Annotated in this window: 20 protein-coding genes; 5 read left to right on the forward strand and 15 right to left on the reverse strand. The window is 54.7% G+C overall.

Annotation, left to right across the window (positions count from 1 at the left end):
- Window positions 1-128: 128 nt before the first annotated feature.
- On the forward strand, window positions 129-1,988 hold the full coding sequence (locus D4100_RS07890; RefSeq protein ID WP_119803936.1) for a hypothetical protein: 1,860 nt from the start codon (window positions 129-131) through the stop codon (window positions 1,986-1,988).
- A gap of 248 nt (window positions 1,989-2,236) precedes the next feature.
- Here the strand turns inward: D4100_RS07890 and D4100_RS07895 are convergent, their stop codons facing one another.
- A complete protein-coding gene (locus D4100_RS07895; RefSeq protein WP_119803938.1) occupies window positions 2,237-2,833 on the reverse strand; it encodes an HD domain-containing protein in 597 nt (198 codons plus the stop codon).
- Between the two features lie 72 nt (window positions 2,834-2,905).
- Window positions 2,906-3,754: a DMT family transporter gene (locus D4100_RS07900; protein WP_119803940.1), complete on the reverse strand. Its 849-nt coding sequence runs from the start codon at window positions 3,752-3,754 to the stop codon at window positions 2,906-2,908.
- A gap of 93 nt (window positions 3,755-3,847) precedes the next feature.
- Here D4100_RS07900 and D4100_RS07905 point away from each other — a divergent pair, with 93 nt between their 5' ends.
- Window positions 3,848-4,783: a LysR substrate-binding domain-containing protein gene (locus tag D4100_RS07905; RefSeq protein ID WP_004941946.1), complete on the forward strand. Its 936-nt coding sequence runs from the start codon at window positions 3,848-3,850 to the stop codon at window positions 4,781-4,783.
- 75 nt (window positions 4,784-4,858) lie between these two features.
- Window positions 4,859-5,620 (forward strand): arylamine N-acetyltransferase family protein, encoded by a 762-nt coding sequence (locus tag D4100_RS07910; protein WP_119803943.1) that lies wholly within the window; start codon window positions 4,859-4,861, stop codon window positions 5,618-5,620.
- 377 nt (window positions 5,621-5,997) lie between these two features.
- Here D4100_RS07910 and D4100_RS25770 read toward each other — a convergent pair whose 3' ends face one another.
- From D4100_RS25770 to D4100_RS07970, 13 genes are all read right to left on the reverse strand, one after another.
- Window positions 5,998-6,153: a hypothetical protein gene (locus tag D4100_RS25770; RefSeq protein WP_199685661.1), complete on the reverse strand. Its 156-nt coding sequence runs from the start codon at window positions 6,151-6,153 to the stop codon at window positions 5,998-6,000.
- Window positions 6,154-6,215: 62 nt separating this feature from the next.
- A complete protein-coding gene (locus D4100_RS07915; protein WP_244941647.1) occupies window positions 6,216-6,869 on the reverse strand; it encodes a response regulator transcription factor in 654 nt (217 codons plus the stop codon).
- Window positions 6,838-8,544, reverse strand: a complete 1,707-nt coding sequence (locus D4100_RS07920) for a PglL family O-oligosaccharyltransferase (RefSeq protein WP_119803945.1) — start codon at window positions 8,542-8,544, stop codon at window positions 6,838-6,840. Before D4100_RS07920 ends, D4100_RS07915 begins: the two co-directional genes overlap by 32 nt.
- Window positions 8,545-8,624: 80 nt before the next feature.
- Window positions 8,625-9,686, reverse strand: coding sequence for a fimbrial protein (locus tag D4100_RS07925; protein WP_147417748.1), 1,062 nt, complete (start codon window positions 9,684-9,686; stop codon window positions 8,625-8,627).
- Between the two features lie 1,133 nt (window positions 9,687-10,819).
- The gene (locus D4100_RS07930) at window positions 10,820-11,797 is read right to left on the reverse strand and encodes a reverse transcriptase domain-containing protein (protein ID WP_119803949.1); all 978 of its coding nucleotides are present in this window, start codon (window positions 11,795-11,797) and stop codon (window positions 10,820-10,822) included.
- Window positions 11,790-12,317, reverse strand: a complete 528-nt coding sequence (locus D4100_RS07935) for a fimbrial protein (RefSeq protein WP_119803951.1) — start codon at window positions 12,315-12,317, stop codon at window positions 11,790-11,792. Before D4100_RS07935 ends, D4100_RS07930 begins: the two co-directional genes overlap by 8 nt.
- Before the next feature lie 14 nt (window positions 12,318-12,331).
- Window positions 12,332-12,808 (reverse strand): fimbrial protein, encoded by a 477-nt coding sequence (locus tag D4100_RS07940; RefSeq protein ID WP_119803953.1) that lies wholly within the window; start codon window positions 12,806-12,808, stop codon window positions 12,332-12,334.
- A 14-nt stretch (window positions 12,809-12,822) separates the two neighbouring features.
- Entirely contained in the window at window positions 12,823-13,320 is a 498-nt protein-coding gene (locus D4100_RS07945) for a fimbrial protein (protein WP_006324180.1), read from the reverse strand.
- Between the two features lie 10 nt (window positions 13,321-13,330).
- On the reverse strand, window positions 13,331-13,987 hold the full coding sequence (locus D4100_RS07950; protein WP_041417548.1) for a fimbrial protein: 657 nt from the start codon (window positions 13,985-13,987) through the stop codon (window positions 13,331-13,333).
- A 29-nt stretch (window positions 13,988-14,016) separates the two neighbouring features.
- On the reverse strand, window positions 14,017-14,766 hold the full coding sequence (locus D4100_RS07955) for a fimbria/pilus periplasmic chaperone (RefSeq protein WP_119803955.1): 750 nt from the start codon (window positions 14,764-14,766) through the stop codon (window positions 14,017-14,019).
- A 6-nt stretch (window positions 14,767-14,772) separates the two neighbouring features.
- Window positions 14,773-17,319: an outer membrane usher protein gene (locus tag D4100_RS07960; protein WP_119803957.1), complete on the reverse strand. Its 2,547-nt coding sequence runs from the start codon at window positions 17,317-17,319 to the stop codon at window positions 14,773-14,775.
- Between the two features lie 54 nt (window positions 17,320-17,373).
- A complete protein-coding gene (locus D4100_RS07965) occupies window positions 17,374-17,919 on the reverse strand; it encodes a fimbrial protein (protein WP_004941925.1) in 546 nt (181 codons plus the stop codon).
- 83 nt (window positions 17,920-18,002) lie between these two features.
- Window positions 18,003-18,527 carry a fimbrial protein gene (locus D4100_RS07970; RefSeq protein ID WP_119803959.1) on the reverse strand — a complete coding sequence of 175 codons (525 nt, stop codon included), beginning with the start codon at window positions 18,525-18,527 and terminating at the stop codon, window positions 18,003-18,005.
- Window positions 18,528-18,929: 402 nt separating this feature from the next.
- Here D4100_RS07970 and D4100_RS07975 point away from each other — a divergent pair, with 402 nt between their 5' ends.
- Window positions 18,930-19,748 (forward strand): winged helix-turn-helix domain-containing protein, encoded by an 819-nt coding sequence (locus tag D4100_RS07975; RefSeq protein WP_110605889.1) that lies wholly within the window; start codon window positions 18,930-18,932, stop codon window positions 19,746-19,748.
- Complete coding sequence (locus D4100_RS07980) at window positions 19,745-20,209, forward strand: hypothetical protein (protein WP_020438661.1); 465 nt, start codon at window positions 19,745-19,747, stop codon at window positions 20,207-20,209. Before D4100_RS07975 ends, D4100_RS07980 begins: the two co-directional genes overlap by 4 nt.
- Window positions 20,210-20,224 lie beyond the last annotated feature (15 nt).

The following is a 20,224-nucleotide window of genomic DNA, read 5'->3' on the forward strand; positions in this document are numbered from 1 at the left end:
CCCACAGGCCGGGAGATTTAAAAATGCATCGTTCTCGGCCTGCACACTTTTATTTTCAATACATCACTGTGCTACTGCAATTATGACCTTGCAGTAACCTGCATCATCGAAAGAGTGAGGATTACACCATGATTACATTAAATGATTATGCCAACCTGCGCGCCTATACCGGCAGTGAGTCAACCGTAATGATTGAAAATCGCTATCACCACGGCGTATTCCTCCGTGACAGCGCAGACACCACCAGCCTGGATAATGGTGCCACCCTTCTGATCGACACGCAGAACCGCCGCTGGAAACGTATTATCAATAACGGCGAGTACAGCATCGACTGGTGGTATCAGGCTGGCGATGAACTGGATTATTCCCTGACCATTACCCGCGCCAGTGATTTTTTACAGGTTACAGGGGTAGAATGGTCGGATGCGCCAATCCCGACCACACCTGCAGGCATTACCCTGGTCGGCCCCGGTGGCGTCCGCCGATGTAAAACCACCGCCGATTTAAAATTATGGAAAAACTCTGTCGACTTTAAGGGCACCATTCTAGATTTCCGCGGTGCTACTGGCTCCCCCGCCCCCGGCCCAGAAAAGAACCCCCGCCCATACGGAAATGAGTGCGTAAGAGTGATGTATAGTCAGGGTGCACCGGCGATCTATAACCTGCGCATTGTCGGTACCCCCGGTGCCGAGGCTAACCTGTGTGGCCTGTGCGTTTACAGCGATGCGACAAATATGTATGGCATTCCAGCCAGCCAGTTGCTGGTGCAAAACGTTTGGCTGACCAACCTCTACAAAGGCATCGTTTTTGGCAACAACGCCTATATCCAGAGCTGGCACAGCATTATGGTTCGTGGCTGTTGGTGGCCAATTTGGTCCGAAAGCGCATCCAATGCCGGTGAAAAAATCGTGTTCTACAAATGCCTGTTCGGCGACAGCAACAACTATTATCAAGGCGTTCATTCGTTGGCCTTCCGCGATTGCTCGTTTGACTACAGTGGATTTAACAATGTCGCCGCTCAACAAGCGAATACTAACTACGGGTTATTCGATCTCAAGGCCGGTACGCTGGATTTTAAAAACTGTCACTTCGAATGGGGCAATAAAAATTCCCGCAACTCCCGGCCGGTATTTACCAGTGATAACGGCGGTACGGTAAAAATCAAGGACAGCCAGTGGCACAGCGTGGAAACCAACGTTACCGATCCCGACAGCACGGTTCCCTATCAATACGTTGAATATTTCTATTTCGATAAGTCCAGCGATTTGAGCGGTAAATGCTACATTGACGGTTTCGATCTAGTGAACTCTGACATCAAGAAAGGCTGGTCAAACAACCATATTGAAATGAAGAGAGTCAGGGCACCCGGCTACATTAATATGTGGCGTTCATTGTATCTTGGGGATGGTGTTAACCACCTACCGGAACCGACCTGGAAGGAAAGTGCCGCACTGCGATTGAATAACGTTTACGCCGCCAGTGGTACCCGGATCTCGCAAACCGAAACCTCCGATTTGACGGTGACGCTGCAAAACGGCGTTCTTACCGCCACCACCAAAACGGCAGCGGCGGACAAGAAAATCGAAGTTTATTTCCCGATTGAAAAAAACGATCTGGTGTTGTGGCGCACCACATTGGAGAACCTCCAGGGCCTGAGCAGCATGGATGTCGCCGTTAACACCTATCAGGGTAAATACGAACTTAACGGTAACAGTGGAACCACTACCGTGATGGAAAAAACCTGCCAGTGGGGGCGAAGCGGCACCGTAACGCCAACTTCACCGACCACCATGACTGCGGATCGTATTACTGCATTGAATTCTGCAGAGTATTTGCCGCTACCGGAAGGTTATGTCAATTACGCCCGAATTGTCATCGTCCTGAAAAACTTCGGCGGTAGCGCCAGCAACCCGGCTTCGGTGGACATCACCAAACTGCTGTGTCAGAAGATTGATATTGTTTCCCGTAACCCACGTAAATCCTGGTAACGCACAAGGGTCGCCTCATTAGAGGCGGCTCTTTCCCCCTCATTTAATAACCTTCATTCTCATAAACTCGCACGCAAATGCTGCACCCGCGCACTTATCTTCGCCGCACGCCGCTCAGCTCCTGAGTTTCCCCTCAACATCTGCCCTTGCCACGTTTCCTGGCAAAGGCAGCCCTCATAATTCATTATGTTAATTTCAGAATTACTAATACAGAAAAAAGCATAATCCGTTTTAGCTTCAATCATCACCTACACAGTCAGCCTGAAATGCTCCTCGTATTGCTGCCACAGCGCGTTGAACCAACTGTCGTCGCCGCTGCGCCGGTTAATCAGTGCGACGGCGGCCTCACATTGGCTGCGGGCGATAGCCAACAGCCCGGCGTCGCCTTGCTGCAACACGCACAGCAAGCGCGACATCTCTACCAGGTACTGGCGCGCAAAGGTCAGCTCGTAGTCGGTGATGTTTTTGCTGTTGTCGATCAGATCGCACAGCTTGATGGTTTGCGCTTCCGGGCAGGCCAACGCACTGTGTTGCAGGTTGGTATTCTTGCGGTGCAACCGCTCACCGCCGTAACCGCGAGTTTGCACGTCGGTCAGCATCTCCACGTACCTTTCGACCGTAGGGCCGAACTCGCGGCGGATATCCGCCAGGGTCACCGGGGTGTCTTCCACCGTATCATGCAGCCAGGCGGCGGCGATCATTTCCGGCGTAGGATCCGCCTGCTGCAACAGCGCCACCACAGCGGTGGGGTGAACGATATAAGGCTCGCCGGTAAACTTGCGCTTCTGCTTGCAGCTCTCGTGTGCCGCCGTGGCGAACCGCCGGGCTTTTTGCGTTAAATCCATGCTGACTCCTTATCTGAATATCCCCATTTTAACGGCGATCATCCGGGGTAAGAGAGTCTGTTTGGTTATGAGTTATACCGGTTTCAAATGCAGCACCACAGCGCCGGCCAATACCGTTAATACCCCCAGCCACTGCAAGCCGGAAAGCCGTTCGCGCAACAAAAGCGCGCCCAACAGCGCGGCGATGCCGCCGGACAGCGTGCTGAGCACGGTAACGACAGCCACCGAGCCCGCCCCGGCCCCCACGGCAAAGGCGGTAAAACCGCCCAAACTCAGCAGGCTGGCGGCCAGCAACAGCCCGCCTTGCCGCCAACTGGGCCGTGCAACCAGCGCCCGTCGGTCAGTGTTCAGGATCAACACCGCCGCCAACCCGACCGTGTAGCCGAGCCACAGACTGACGCGTGCCCCCAGCACCGGCAGCGTGTATTTTCCCTGCAACCAAAAACCGGCACCGTAACCGAGCGCAGCCATCAACGAGAAGGCGACGGAGGGCCATGCCGAACCGGATTTTTCAGGCTGGCGGCCCGGCTCCATCGCGCTGAGTATCACCCCAAACAGACATACCGCCAGCCCGGCCAGCGTCAGTGCGCCAAGCCGTTCGCCACCGAGCCAGGATAACAGCGTGGTCACCACGCCGTAGCTGGTGACCAAGGGTGCTACCAGCGCCGCCTTGCCGATGGCAAAAGCCTGGGACAGCGCCAAGGTTGCGCCCACCGTCAGGCCGGCGGCCAGCAGCGCCAACCCCCAAACCCTGCCCGACGCCGCAAAGGCGGGAATGGCGGTGGTCAGCAACAATGCGCTCAGAATGACAAAACCGATCGCCTGGGAGAAGAATACCGCCCTGCGCACCCCCACCGCCCGCGCGTTGATGCCGATCAAAAAATCCGTGCTGCCCCAGCACAGCGCGGCGGCTAACCCCATGAATATATCCACCCAATTCTCCCGTCCGATTCGTTGACAAAAAGTAAGAGAAAAATCGCTTGTGGAACATCGATAGATTGGCAATATGGTTGAATGAAACTCAAGCTGAACGCTCAACCACGCCTGCCGTCGCTGAAAGCCTTGCATACCTTCGAGGTGGCGGCGCGCTGCGCCAGTTTTACCGAGGCGGCGGAGCAGTTGAACGTCACGTTGGGGGCAGTCAGCCGCCAGATACGCCAGTTGGAGAATGAACTGGGCGTTGAACTGTTTCACCGCAAGGGCAATGCGGTAGCGCTCAACGACACCGGCAAACGGTTGGCCACCGACGTCACCCGTGCGCTGACGCTGCTGCAAAAAGCCAGCGATCGCGCCCGGCCGGCGCAACAGCAGACGCTGAAACTGACCTGCACGCTGGGCATTGCCAGCCACTGGCTGGCGGCGCGTTTACCGGCGCTGCGCCACGCCGATCCTGATGTCTCGCTGGTGTTGGACGCCAACGAAAGCCTGCGCGATTTAGCCAGCGGCGAAGCGGACATCGCCATCCGTTACAGCCCCACCGCCAACCCGCCGCCGCATTCCCGCGAACTGTTGGCCGATGCCTTTGCGCCACTGGCAAGCCCCGCCTTTCTTGCCGCGCACCCTGCGTTCAGCCTCGCCGATCTCCCGCAGGCCCCCTTGATTCATTCGCCGTGGAAGGATGCGCAAGGGCTGGGCGCCGCCGGCTGGCAAGACTGGTTCGCCGCCTTTGGCGCAGGCGCGGCGGCACCGCGCGGCATCCTCACCGTTAACAGCGTTGGCCATGCGTTGCAGGAAGCGATGGAAGGCAACGGTATCGTGCTCGGCAGCCTGGCGGTGGCGCAGGATGCGTTAGCCGCAGGCAAGCTGGTGCCGGTGTTTGGCGAGCACGGGCAGTTGCCCTGCGCCTATCAATATCGCCTGTGCTGGGCGGACAGCGCGTTCGTTAGCACCACCACCCGCCGCTGGGTGAATCTGCTGCTGCAAGCGGCAGGCAAACCCCCGGCATTCTGACGCAGCACGTATTGCGCCCACAGCAGTGAAAAATCCAACTATTTTATAATCAATTTTTTTGCTGCGAGACAAACCGTGGATAGACAACGCTACCTGCAACATATTGGATTCGCAGGCATCCCCCAGGCTGACCTCCTGACGCTGCAACAATTGCACCGCTGCCATATGCTGAGCGTGCCCTTTGAAAACCTGAGCATTATTTATCGCCAGGGCATTCATCTGGAAGAACCGGCGCTGTTCAATAAAATTGTCGAGCGCAACCGCGGCGGCTTTTGCTATGAGCTGAACCGGCTGTTTGCCGCGCTGTTGAAGGACATCGGCTTTAACGTGCAGTTTATTTCCGGCGAGATCCGCGCCCGCGACGGCAGCTTCGGCGCGCCCTTCGACCATATGGCGCTGAAGGTGGAGCTGGATCAGCCGTATCTGGTGGACGTGGGGTTTGGCGACTCGTTCCTGACGCCGCTGAAAATCACCACCACCGAGCAGCAACCGCAGACCAGCGGCACCTTCCATTTAGAACAGGAAGGCGAGACCTACTATCTGGAACGCAGAAACGGCGACAATCGCTCGCATGCCAAAACCCTGTACCGTTTTACCCTGCAAGCCCGTGAGCCGAGTGAGTTCGACGGCATGTGCCACTACCACAGCACCTCGCCGCAGTCGCATTTCACCCAGCGGCTGGTGTGCTCGCGGCCAACGGAAAATGGCCGGGTGACCCTCAGCGAGAACAAACTGATTATCACCGAAGATCACCAGCGCCATGAATCGACGCTGCATTCCGAAGAAGAACGGCGTGCAACGCTGATGCGCTATTTTGGGATTGATTTGGAAAATTGAGAATATATACCCAAAATAATTGGAGTTGTATTGAGGCGGCCAGTCTGGAAGTCCCCAGGAGCATAGATAACTATGTGACTGGGGCGCACAGGCGCAGCCAACAAAGATACAGCTTCAAGTATGACGGGTATAACCGTGCCGGATGATGTGCTTCATCCGCTAAAGAGCTGCACCTAATCGTGCTACAGGTGAAGAGCATGCAGAGCGCCGACACGCCGTGAATCCGTCTATGCGCTCAACGGTCAGCTAACCTGCATGTTCCTCACCTGTCTCAAGCTCAGGGTGTCGCGGTATTAAACGCCGTTATTTAGCGAAAACGGATCTGACGAAGGGAAAATAGGTGAAAGATCCGCAATGCTCCGGCTATGCACCGGGTTTTAGTTTTTCTCGGCTAATAAAATGCTCGCAAATACGCCTTCCATTTCGCTCACTTTCTTTATAAATTCCTCTGGTGAATACACCACCCCGGCGTGTGCAATATAGTGCAGCGCCATTTCGCGAGATTTTTGCAACACCCATTGAGTTCTTAACATACTAACATCCTTCTATAATAAAAATAAAAACGCCATTCAAACAGCAGGCATTCGCTACAGGGTTAATTAAATAATTTCGACAGTTTAACCAAAGAATAGGGAGTGTTATCTAAACCCAACTTTCTCAGCGCGTTGATTTTTTGGCTGCTGATGGTTTTGATACTTTTCCTTGTTCTAAATGCAATCTTTGTGGGGCTCATGCCCAATATGATAAGTTTTAGCACATTATACTCGATAAAAGATAAAACCTCGCGACTCCCTTGAATGCCGGAAAAGTCCCCTCCCCCTATGATTTCGCGTTCAAACACCTCAACGCCTGCATCCTCCTCGATAAACCTAAGCGTTTTCATGGATAAATACTCCATGATTGCGATAACCCGCTTTTGCGCAATGAAGATGATATCCCGATGTCCGTAAAAATGCGCATTTCTTAGCAAGGGTAAAATGGTTGGGTAATCGTCATCGGTAACATGAATTAACACTATCGCCTGATTAACATTACCCTCACTTAAATCATCCGGTCCGATAAACGCCATTTCATAGCCTGTTTTATTTTCAAACACGGCCTTTAATGCCAGCCTCGTGAACTGGCATTGACTCATCAATAATATTTTTTTCATTTCGGTCAATACGCTAAAGAGTAAAAAAACTTCTGGAGTAGACAGTGATTTATACCTATCGCTGTCAGAAGGTTGAGCGCGCAAACCGCCTGTCATGGGGAAACAATAACGCCGCCTCGTACCGCAGTTCATCGGCCCGAACATATTGTTGCTGTTGATACAAGATAACCAACAGGTTGGCGTAAACGTTTTTATCAATGCGGTGATTCAGATAACGCTGCGCCCATTGGGCATAGGTTTCCAGCCGCTGCTCGTCACGCGTTCGGTTAAAGGCAAGCAACCCCGCCAACTGGCGATCAAACTGCAGGCGATCGTCATGCATCCAACTGGCCCAGCCCGGCAATGCCTCCACCTGCCGCATATCCTGCAACCCGCCGCGCTCCGCCTGGGTCAATACCCGCGCGCTGTAAAACCCGGTCGCCATGACGAACAGCGCCGCCAGTGACAGGGCCAGCATCGGCAGTCGCCAAGGTTTTAACCCACAGCCGGCGCCAAGGCGCGGGCCGACCAGCCGATCGAGCATTGCCAGCAAAAGCAGGAACACCAGCCAGTGTAGCGCCGACAGGTAAAACGGGTATTCGGTTTGGCTATGCAGCGTAATCGGCAGCAGCGCTACACACAATGCCAGTGCCTCGCCCGCCGATGCTTTGCCGCAGGCAAAGGTCCGCTTGTCATGCCAGCGGGCGCGGGCCAGCAGTTTGATGCCCGCCCATACCAGCAGCAGCATCCCCAACAGCGCGACCACGCCCCCTTCCACCCACCACAGCAGCAATTCGTTATGCGGATGACGCGCAATTTCAGTCACTGCCGTGGGCGGCGTTTGGTTAATGCGAAAATGCTGAAAACTGTACTCAAAACCGCCGTAACCCCAGCCAAGCAGCGGTTTTTCGGCGATCATCGCCAGCGTATCGCGCAGCATGGTGTAGCGCGCATGGTTGGAGCCGGCATGGCTGGCGTAGCGCAATGCACCGCCCAGCTCACTCCCCCACCACAGCACCAGCACGCCCACCAGGGTGCCGCCGGCCATCAGCAGTGAAGCAATGGCGATAACCTGCGGATAACGGCGGCAAAAGCACAGAACAAACAGCCCCAACACCAGGGCACCCGCCAGCCAGCCGGTGCGGGATTGCACCCACACCAGCACCATCGGCAGCAATAGCAACACCACGGCCAGGGCACGGCGACGCCAGCATTCTGCTCGCGGGTTTAGTAAGTGGAATCCCGGCAGCACAAATGCTGCCTGCGCCAGCGCCAAACCGGTGGCGATAAAACTTGCCAACACGTTAGGTTGCTGGAACATGCCAAAGGCGCGCGGATTACCGGATGGGATCCAGGATTGTGCAATCGCGGGCGCAAACAGCTGCAACAGCACGATTAACGCCTGAACCGCCGCCGCCGATAAAATCACATACAACACCGCATGGCGCTGGCGTGCGGTCATGCGCACCTGCAGCCAGGTGAAATAGAACGCTGCCCCGGCACATAAGCCGGCCAACCGCCAAATGGCAGTGCTTTGCCATTCGGGCCGGGTAAATATAACCGGCAGTACCAACAGCAAACAGACGGCTATTATTGCGCGACAGGTCGGCGTTATCACAACCCGGCGCAGCGGTGTTGCCCGCCAGCAAATACCCATTAATAGGGCCCCGCCGCCGTAGACCAGCAAATTAAACGGCAACGCCAATCCAATACCGCCGGGGTTGGGGAGATATATTGCCAGCGGAATAAAAAGCAAAAATATAAATAAGAAAAAAATACGATCGAATATCATAAAAAACCTGGAGACATTAGAAAAAATGGCGTTAGAAATAACGCCATTGAGATTATGAAAATATCAGCTAAGCGTAAAACTTAACGATAATTGGCGTACAGCACGATGCTTTTAGCCGCCACACCCATCTTTAATACATCCTTCGCGCTAAGTTCGGTTTGATACGTGACGGTCTGCTGATTGCCGCTTTGCACGTTATCCCAAAACTTGACCGGCGTTTCGAAGGCGATTTTCCTTTCCTTGTCCTTAATACTGAAATAAGTGCCGTTACCCAGATCCAAAGCGGTATTACTCTCCACCAACCCGCCGCCGGGCGAAGAGAAGATCAGCGCAACGCCTAATTTGCTACCGGCATGGCACGCCTGGTTCTTAACCGCCGTCACACTCAAGGGTTTGGCGGCGATCAATCCCGGAGCCGTAACCGATGAAATAACGCCAAAATCAATTTCACGCGGCACATCGATTGTCACCGAACAGTTCGAGACCTTGATTCCTGCCATACCTTGCAAGATATAACGATAGTTTTTCCCTGGGTTACTGTTAATTCCCCCGACACCATCCAGTTGGAACACAGCCACCCTATCATTGCCTCCCTCTTTTATTTCTCCGGTTTTCTGCAAATAAATTTGATATTTGACCTGCCCCTTTTCCGGTTTGTTTTTCAAGCGCCACATGTCGGTTTGCACCTTGCTGCCGGCCTTGACGATACCGAGATCCGCATCGTTATAAATCAACCCCATACCAATGCCGGGGCGCACCACATCACCCACCGGGTTGCCATAGAAATAAACCCACTCTCCCTTGGTGCTGCCTTGAGCCCAACACACTACGCTGCGCGTCATAATTTTTGACGTCCATAGACGGCTACCTAAGGGTAAATCTGCGGCCACGGTCAAAGCACCGATATTTTCGCTTTCTTCGGTGATGCCATTCTCACTATCAAGATGACATTCCAGCGCCAGTACTCCCCGGCCGCAGGCCAATAAAACGCCGCACAACCCCAAATGAGCAATAACTTTCTTCCCTATTTTCATCATGCTATCTCCAGTGGTTTTATTCACATCGGCACTTAAGCGGCCGAACATCCAAAAACCTGCGGCCCTAAACCATATGCCGCCGTTAACATGCACTGCAGATCCCATGGGAATTACTGCTGACACCATGCTTACATTAAGGCTTAATCTCAGCCCCTGGATAAAAATAAAGAAATAATAAAATCATGCCTGTTATTGTTTTAACTAGGTTTCTATCAATACATTTTGTTCAACGAGAGCTTGTTCATAGAGCAAACTGATGATCCGCCTGTTGAATAAACGCATAACATCAGATAGTCCCCGCCAACCAGGGATTCCGGCGACGGTCGCGTTACGGTTTTTATGACAATCAATCGTATTCGATTGTGTAAATAAACGATGTGGAGTACGACCCAGCGCGAGGGGATGTCACGGTAGCCCCAAATTTTGCCTGAACCGTATAATGTCGACCATCACCCTCAACCCGGATGGGACCGCGAGGCGGTTCGGTCCACAATGTCAATCCGTCGGTCGGGGACACCGTTGTGGGCCCAGTCACGGAAAATCGCACATCCCAGTCCCCATCGCCGAGGCACACAACATCAAGATCCACAGACTTTGACACGTTCGCAGTTGTATTGCCCAATTCGACTACATTCGGCGCGGAGACCGCACAAGACCGGGTCCCCTCACTATTGAGCGTAGTACTGTAATGCAATGTGCCACCCCATTTTCCGTTTGAGTCCACCTTGCACACAGGAACATTCCAGACGACGTAGCGTCGGTTGTAACTCGCACCCCAACCGCGTCCTGCATACGGCAGTGGTCTACCCGCCAAATGCGTATTCCACAGCAGTTGCAGGGCCGACTGTAAAGTCCCGGGACCCTTGAGAGGTATACATGCCCATGAGGCGGCGCTTCGGATTTCCCATGAATCGTATGCGTCACCCATATCGTGATTTGCCAATAGGCCAAAATTGCTGGAGCAAGACCTACAACGCGAAGGTTGGCCGATTATGGCATTTGTAATAATGACAGGATCCTTCACGCGCTTCGGCCATTGAACGGTCAAAGGGAATTCGCCGTTGCCAAATACTTCGGTGTTCAAATCGTATGCGTTTGCCGGAGGAATCGTTGCAGCGCACAGGAGAATTGCGAACAAGCCACCGATGAGGAGTAAAGTTGATTGCGCAGTATGTTTTTCGGCTGTGTATGCCATGAGGGGGTTATCCAACTTAAGTCATATATCTGGCAAAGCGAAATCAACCTTTCCCTGCGGGTTGGTTCAGCATACGCTCTGCCCATATTCTCCACCGTGCCTCGTACGCACGCACCCGCAATTCAGTCTCTGTCGATGACAGCCCCTGTCGGCGAGCCTGCTCGTAAAGCCGCGCGCGTCGTGCACGATGGTTTTCCAGCGCTCTGGGCGCTATGGTGGCCCCCGTGGGGGTAAACCATACCCCCAGCCAGTCAAAACCCTGCGCGATCCTGCCCAGTTGGGTTTTGTCCGGGTGGGTTTCAAAACCGCCCAGGTCAAAAAATTCGTGCAGCCGCTTAACGCAGCGCCGCAGTTGCCAGCGGGTGCGGGTAAACAACAAAAAGTCATCCATATAGCGCGCATACCACAGGCCCTCCTGAGCGTTAAAAAAGTTATCTACGTGGTGCAACAGGCTGCCGCCAATCAGCGGGCTCAGCGCACAACCCCGGCAGATGCCGCTGGGTGGGGTATAAAACTCACCGCCGTCTTCTACGCTGTAGTGCACATATTGCTGAATCACATCAAACAGCACCGGGTCGGCCACATGCCATTTCAGCTGATTGGTCACCTGATGCTTACGGATATGCCGGTAGTAACCGCGAATGTCCGTTCGGTAGACAAAAGCGTATTCTCCGCCGGCCAAGGCAGCCCGCACTTCCGCTACCGAAACCACGCTACCGCCATGCCCGCGCAAATGCAGGCAACGCGCGGGTTTTGGCAACAGCGGTTCCGCCAACAACGCGGCCCACTTCAATATCAGCGCATCCTGCGCACACCACTGCACCCAACTGCGGCCACCCCGCCGCAACACCTGCATCGGCGCCAGCCGGTAATGCCCACTTTGCAGTTGCCGATAGAGCCGGTCGCCCTGCTGCGCCCAGTGAAAGCGCAAATGCCAAATGTCCGCATTGGGCGGCGCATGGCGGCGACGTTGGCACAGCCAGCGCCAGGCTGCATGCCATGCCGCCGCGCGGTTATTCATACTCCAGGCTAAAGGTCGCCACCGCGCTGAACGGCCCGCGTTCGATGGCTTTATGCTTCAGCGCGTCCGGTTCACCCTGCACATAGGCGTGCGCCGTCAGAATGTTGGCCCCACTCACCAATGCCTGCGCCTTGCCTGGCTGGTTAATCGGCAAGGGATCGCCCTGCGGGGTTTCCATACCGATGGCGATGCCGCTGGCCTGGCTGGCACCGTTCAGTGCCAGCAGCCCCGGCAACGCGGTACTTTCATTGCCGCTGAACGTCACCTTGACCGTTTTGCCCAGGCTCAGATCGCACTGCGCCAGATGCAGCTCAAACGGCTGACCGTGGGTGCGGGTGTTCATATACAGGTACTTGTCGATCACCGTGTCAAAATCCAGCACCACCGTTTCATCGCCCGGCGGGATCACGCAGGGTTCGGCCACCAGCGCGCCATGCAGGCGCATATTGTCCGCCGCCAGACTCAACTGGCTGCACAGCAGCAGCGCCGCCGTTGCGCACCAGCCTGCTTTATTCACCATGGTTCTTCTCCGGCTCATTGGTACACCGCCAGCAGGGTGGCCGTAGCTTCAAACGCCCCTTCTTTCAGCGCTGCGCCCGGCCGTTTGACCGGCACCGCCGCAAGCGTTGGCGGCGCGTTCAACTTGATCGGGATCGGTTGATTCAACGTAAACCGCTTGCCGTTTTGCAGCAGGCGGATAGCCAGATCCTCCACGTTGCTCTCGATCGCCGCCTCGTCGTAATCCGCCGGGGTGCCGACCACTTCCAGCGTCATGCTCCATGCCCCGGCACCGGGGCCGCAGGTGACCCGGTAGTTCACCGGTTGCAGGTAGTTAACGCCATCCACTTTGGTGACCCCAACCCGGTTGCCGAAATCGACATCTACCTCGCCACCGTCGTTGATGGTGCACGGCGGCGGTTCGATCAGGGTGCCGGAAAAACGCATGTTGTCCGCCGCCGCTGCCGGGCCGCCGAGGGCCATTAACAGAAAAATGCTGCCGTATCGCGCCATTGCCTCAGCCCCTTTCACTGGTATTCCACCTTCATGGTCGCCCCGGCGGAGAAGGCCCCGCCGCTCAACGTCGCCCCGGCCTGCTTGACCGGCACCGCCTCAAACGTTGGCATATTGGGGTAGGTAAAATTCACCCAGGTGTTGATCGGCTGCCGATTGCCGTTGCGCAACAGCGCCACCCCCAAATCATCCTTGTTGGTTTTCAGCACGTCAGTATCAAAGCCGGCGCCGGTACCCTGGATTTGCAGTTTCATCGCATTGTTCGGCGCGTTTTTACACTCCACCGAGTACACCACCGGCTGTTTCTTGTAACTGCCGTCGATGCGGGTGGTCATGACGTCGTTACCGAAATTCACTTCGATCAGGTTATTGTCGTTAATCACACAGGGCGGTGGCGCGACGATGGTCACTGTCACTTTGATCGTAGTGACCGCCTGCACCTGCTGGCCGTACAACAACACCAACGCCGCCAGCCCACAGCCGGGCAAACACTGTCTAAATTTTGCCTTCATGCCCATTCCCTTAGTCATAGCTGAGCTGGAAATCCACCACCGCCGCGTAGGCGCCTGGCAATAACCGCGCACGGGTGCGCTCCGGCGTAATACGGTAATTCAGCGCGTTTTGCCCCACCGCCAGCGCCAGTGGCGCCCCGCGACTGCCAAGGCGGATATCCCTGCCGCGCTCATCACTAATGCGCAACGCCAGCCCGGAAGCGCCGTGCACCTTCACCAGTTCCGGGTTGTCAGCATCCGCCGGGGCGATAAAACTCACCGACACCGCCGGCTGATGGGCGCTCCACAGCAGATTGCCGGTGCGTTGATCCCGGTTGACGGCCGGGCCGCGCAGGCAGTCGCGTAGGTGCAATTGCAGGTTCACTGGCGCACCGCGATCGCCCACCTTCGCCAGCTGTGCAGTAGCCGTATTGCCCAGTTGCACCGCCTGATACGCGGAGGCCATCTCCAGCCGGCAGGCGCTTTCGGTCAGTTCGCCGCGCACATGCAGCACGCCATGGGCCCCTTCCACCTGCCAGCTATTCGCCGCTATGGCTGACGGCATCAGCCACAGCATCACGCACAGGCACGCCGGTACCATCATCACCACTGCGGTAATCACCAGGGCATACAACCATTCATGGCGGTGGTAACCGCCGCCGTTCCATCGCCGGGATGTTCTTCGCATCGCTTATCCACCTGTTGTGTCAGTGAGCCTTATTTGCTGCCCGCTACCGCCTGGCAGCTCGCGCCGTTACAGTTAAAACTCAGTTGCGGGCGGCCGCCGTAGTCGTTGACGTAAGTCAGCACCGGCGCGTTACCCAACGCAGAGGCCGCAACCTTCAGCGGCGCACTGCCCTTGGGCGCTACCATCAGCGGTTCGAAGCCCGGTGCGCTGGCACCGCCCTTTTTGCTGCTGGCGTCCACCAGCGTCACGTAATACGGCGTCGGGTTATTCACCTGGTAGCTGTCGCCCTGTTTGGTCAGGGTCAGTTTTTCCTGCCACGGCGCGCTGGCTTCCGGGTTAGCTACCGCAATCGCCTTCGGCCGGTAGAACAGCTTGATGCGGGTTTGCAGCGCCAGTTGCAGCGTGTTGGGTTTGTCGCTCTTCGGCGGGATCTCGCGCAGGTTGAAGTAGAACAGCGTTTCGCGATCCTGCGGCAACGTATTGGCGGCTGGCAGCCCCTGCACTTTCACCTGGCTTTTGGCCCCCGGCTCCAGGCGCTGCACCGGCGGCAATACCGTCAATGGGCTGGTGATTTTTTTGCCGTTGGCGTCTTCGATCCAGCCCTGCGCCAGGTACGGCAGCTGCTTGTTCTCGTTGCTGATGCTCATGCTCACCGACTTGTCGCCGCCGCTGAAGATCACCCGGGTGCGGTCCAGCGCGATGGCGGCCGTTGCCTGTTGGGCGCACAGCAGGCCCGCCAGGCCGCCGGCAATTAATGTCACTAGATTATTGGTTTTCATTGCTCTCTACTCTTTAACAGTGTTTAACGCCTTGCCGTTGGCCACCGGGCCGCAAGGCAGTAACAGATTGGTCAATTGGCCAGGCGACAGCGTCTGCGGCAGGGTAAAGCCGCACTGCTCCGCGCCGCCCCAGCTCACGCTCATGGCTTCCCCGGCGTTGATGCCGCTCAGGTAGACTTCGCCGTTGTCATTGATAATGCCCACCTCCTGCCGCTTGCCGTTGCGCACCGTGGCGCCAAACGGCGGGGCAGAACCGTCCGCCAGCCGCACTACCGCCATCGCCTTCTCGCCGGCGATCACCTCAAAGTGCCGGTAGCCGATAGCGCCTTCGGTCAGGGTGGCCTGCGCCACGCTCTGGCTGACTTCGGCGTTTTCCGGCAACGTGTTCAGATCGATACTGAACTGGTTGCGGTAGTAACTGCCGACATCCACCACCACCGCTTTACCGAAGGCATTGGTCAGGGTCGGTGAGCTGTAACCGCGGATCGGGATCCCCGGCACGCCGTCGGTATCCAGCAACATACGGGTGCCACCGCTCATGCTGCTGCGGTGCAACGCCGCCCCTTTCAGGGTGGCGGTCGCGCCGCCCTGCATCGACAGCCCCAGCGAGCTGTACTGCCCGGCCTGGTAGCTGGCGCTGGCGTTCACCTGGCTGAGATCGCCGCTGTGGCTGTAGTAGCCGCTGGCTGTCGCGCCGCTGCGCGCAGTACCGGCGCTCACCTGGTAGGTGTCGCGCTCATTGAGCCGGTCGTAATACCCCACCTGATGGGTGTTATCGTTGCGGTTGTAACTGCCGCTGTAGCTCAGTGAGCCATTGCTGCCCCACGGCAGCGACAGCGACAGGTACATGCCGTCGTCATTGGTGCCGTTATATTTGTTGCGATAGCCGGTCAGCGACAGGCTGATATTCCTGAAGCGCCCCAGGTCGAAATAGCGCGACAGCGTCAGGTTGTAACGGTCATTCGCCGGCCGGTCCCAGTAGGTCTGGTGGTTGTAGTTGAGATAGGCACTCAACCCCAGATCGCGGAACTGCTGGTTAAAGGTGATGGTGTACATCTCCTTGCTGCTGTTGGTTCGCGTACCGTCGCGGCGTGCATCCAGGTATTCGCCCATCGACATATAGTTGCGTTCCGAGAAGCGGTAACCGGCAAAGGTCACCTGGCTGTCATAGTCGTCAAAGCGCTTGGAATAGCTCAGGCGGTATGAACCGCCGCTCAGCGTGCCCTGCTGCGGCAGGTTGGCGCGTGACTGGGTGGCATCGAACGACAGTGCGCCGAACATCATCAGGTCACGCCCCACCCCCAGCGCCAGCGCGTTGTAATCGCCGCCCGCCACGCCGCCGCCGTACAGCGACCAGCCGTTGCTCACGCCCCAGGAAAACTCGCCGGTGCCGAACATCGGCCCGTCGCTATGGTGTTCCCAGTCCGCCGGCCGGCCGGCCGCCACCTTGTAACGCACCGAGCCGGGCCGGGTCAGGTACGGGATGCTGGCGGTGTCCATCTTGAACTCCTGCACGCTGCCGTCCTGCTCTTCCACCCGCACGTCCAACTGGCCGCTGACCGCATCGTTGATGTCCTGAATGCGGAACGGCCCCGCCGCCACCTGGGTCTCATACAACACGCGCCCTTGCTGGCGAATAATCACCTTGGCGTTGCTGCGCGCCACGCCGGTCACCTCCGGCGCATAGCCGCGCAGGTTGGGCGGCAGCATGTTGTCGTCGGTCACCAGGCTGGCGCCGGCAAAACGCACGCTGTCGAAGATGTCGGAGTTTAAATAGTCCTCGCCCATCGTCAGCCTGGCACCCAGCTTCGGCAGTGCGCGGTAAGCGTAGTAACGGCTCCAGTCCCAGCTGGTGCGGGTCGGCTCGCCCGAGCCACCCTGGTGATCCAGCCGCGATTGCCAGTCTGCCCGCAGGCGCCAGGCGCCCAGATTGCCGCCAAGGGTGCCGTTGCCGCTGAGGTTATAACTCTGCGTGCCCTGCTTTTGCTGGCGCTGGCTTTGCGCATTCAGGTTGTAATCAAACAGCACCCCCGGGATCCCCTCGTCCCAGCGTGAAGGCGGGTCCCAGTTTTCTGCGGTATATTCCAGATACGCCTGCGGAATATTCAGGTACAGCGCCGCCGCGCCTAAATCGCCGCGCACTTCCATCCCCTCCAGGCTGCGGGGATCCAGACACTGGTTTTGGTGCCACCAGGTCAATTTCAGTAATGCAGACTCTTTTAACCCCAGTTGTTCAACCAACTGCGGCGTAATACAGGCTTCACTGCCTTTGGCATCGTCATCCGGCGGGTAAAACGCCACCGGCTGATCGGTTAATGTCTGTTTATTAATATGCACGGAAAACAGATAATCGCCGGGCATAATAAAATTGCCGCGAGAAAACTGCTCCAGGTCAATATTGGCGCGATCCGTCACATCCAGTACGTCGGTATTGAATTCAATATCAGCAGCTGCGACATTGGCAGCATTCCCCGCCAGAATAAAGGCGATCAATAGCCCCAAAATTCGCGGTCGTATTTTCCCTATACAGCCATATGACGGAGTAGTTGACATCCGCAGACCCTTATCAATAATTATTTAATTCGCAGTTACAGCCTTCAGGCAGGTTTAGTAGTAATCCATTTTAAAGCGCACGGTGGAGTAATAACTCCCGGCCTTCATTACCTGATTATTGCCAATCAACCGCAGGCCATAATTAAATTCCATGGTACCGGGTTGAATTTCATTTTTTGCCATGGGCATACCGGGTGCGGCGACATTCCCACGTTTATCGGATATTTGCAGGGCAATGCCCTTCGCGTTACCGTCAATACCAAATAATCCGGCATCTTCTCTGCCGTCAAAGGTCACGGCAAAATATCGCCAGTCATCCAGTGCAGGGTTGAATTTCTCTAACGTGCAATTCACCAGCTTAATAGTAAACTCATGCAACTCGCCCTGGCCGTCACGAATAATCTGGCTGACGGGCAGCGTCGCCAGGGTTATGGTTTGGTCAAGGCTTTCGGTATCAATGGCGCAGGCGGAGGCGATAATCCTGCCATTCACGGTCACTTCGCCACGCCCCTGATTGGCCGATTGCGCCAAAGAGGAACACAGCAACAGATTAACTAACACCGCACTGTGCAATATCCTTTTGCCATGCTGTGAATGCATACCTTCTCCCCACATAACGAGTTAATAAGCAGCATGCGGGTTGCCCCGCATGCAATTAACTGTGCGAATTAATCGCCGTGGGCTTATTGGTACGCCAGGGTAAAGTCAGCAACAGAGTTGAATTCGCCCGGGGTGATGGCAGCAGAAGCACCGTCGCCCTGCAGGTGTGCGCTGAAGCGCAGAGTCGCCTGGCCGTCTTCAATTTTTTGCGCCTTGCTGGCTTTGGTCAATGGCAGCAGTTTACCGTCGAGGTCGTTGATAGCGATGCTGGCACCGCGTGCAGTACCTTTCATTGCCAACAGGCCAGGAGCCGCTTCAGACTCGGTACCGCTAAAGGTGGTGGTCACGTCTTTAGCCGTTTGCAGATCACAACCTACCAGCTTGATCAGGATGTCCTGCGGTGTAGACTTGCCACCGTTTTTCAGCTGTGCAGAGGCGATATCACCCAACTTCACGGTCTGATCCAGGCTACCTGGTTCGATAGAGCACGGTGCATCAATGATAGAACCTTTAAAGGTTACGGTGCCGGAACCCTGGTTAGCGGCGTTAGCCATAGAGATAGTACCCAGAGTCATTACGGCTGCCAGCATGATTTTGTTCAGTTTCATTGTGTTAATTCCATATATACAATTAGTTTAATAAAGAAAGAGTCCTTGTGCTTACGCAGCCACCCTTTATTTGTTCACGTTCGCCAACACAGAGAATCTTGCTACCCCCCTGTTTTGGCGATGTGAAAATGATACCCCCGCCAAAAGCAAAACAGCAAAATAAACTAAATAAGTTAAAATTTACAACATTAAAATCTGAAAAAATGATATTAATTATATTTTTATACTAAAAATTATCAAAATAATGGCAGCAACAAGATTATTACACCAGAATAAAAACAATAAATTATCGTCAATGGAAAAATCTTATGGCGGCAATAAGATTTTTCTTGAAAACCAAGTCATCTGGGTTAGGATATCGGCTAACAACAACACCTGCCAATCCACATAAAACTTATAAATATGAAATACATAATAAACAAAATCGTTGTTTTCAACTCTGAAGAATTGACATTGTTTCTGTACGAGAATAACCAGGTTGTCACCAGGCTGACTAAACCGGCAAGCCGGTTATTGTTGGAGTTAATACAGAACAACAAGAAAAACATTACCCGGGATGATCTTCTTGAAAGGGTATGGACCACTTATGGTTTCACCGCCTCTAATGCCGGCTTAAATAATTACATTAGTGAGCTGCGTAAGGCATTCGCACTTTTGGGGTTAGCGAACGAAATTATCGTGACCATTCCTAAACTGGGGTTTCGCTTTGAAGGCTATATTGATCTCATCAATCCTTACGCAGAGGAAGCAGATATAACTTCGTCCGCAGAAGAAACAGAGGAAAAGAATAGGGTTGACGAGAGTGAAAACGGTGAGGAGACAGTTAACCGCCCGATAAAATACTCTTCAAAAGCCAAAACAAAGTGGTTAATTACTGCTCTTGGATTGGCCGGTGTTTTTATATTAACAGTCACCACTCTTATTAAGTGGGAGGACAGTGACGACTCCCATCCGCATCAAAAAATATTCAAATTTAATAGCTGCGATGTCTATGGCGTGGGAAAAATAGATAGCAAAGATGACTTGAGAATGAATATTGAGGGCATTCTGAATCGAGAAGGTATTGATTGCCTACATAGCTCAGGTGATGTTTTTTACATCGAGGACAGGCTTAATAAAAAAGACGTACGGGCTAGTTTAATTTCCTTTTGTAATAAAAATAAAAACAATCATTACGACGCCTGTTTCAATATAAAAAACCAGAGAAACACTACAAAATGACGAAGTTACTAATGGTACTTAATGGGTTTCTTTTTTTGCTGTTTTTTTCATTCAGCATGCATGCAGAAGAACCCTTCAAATGCACATCTCAGTATAAAACCTTGGTAGAAAAGGATAATGACTACACACTGTTTGATGGTCGTCTCACCCTATTTCTGAAAGATGAACATGAGGGTTTTTTCAGCCTGTCCGGAAAGGTTTCAACCAAAGAAAAAAATTACCTGTTGGTCAGGAAAAGCTATTTTACCCTCGCCCAGCATGAGGTTAATCAGGTCAAGCAGGCGACGATCACCAAGGTGATAAAGCACCCTAGCGACACCACACCAGACCCTCTTTGGCTGGCCGATATTTTACCAGAGCTACCAGGGATAGATTTTCATATAGAAATATGGCGCCTAAAGGATAACCTTATGATGGTGAAGTCCATCAACACCGGGTATCTCATTTGTGCCAAGAACTGATAATTTATCTCAAAG

Origin of the sequence: Serratia inhibens (assembly GCF_003591175.1) — a bacterium.
Classification (GTDB): domain Bacteria; phylum Pseudomonadota; class Gammaproteobacteria; order Enterobacterales; family Enterobacteriaceae; genus Serratia; species Serratia inhibens.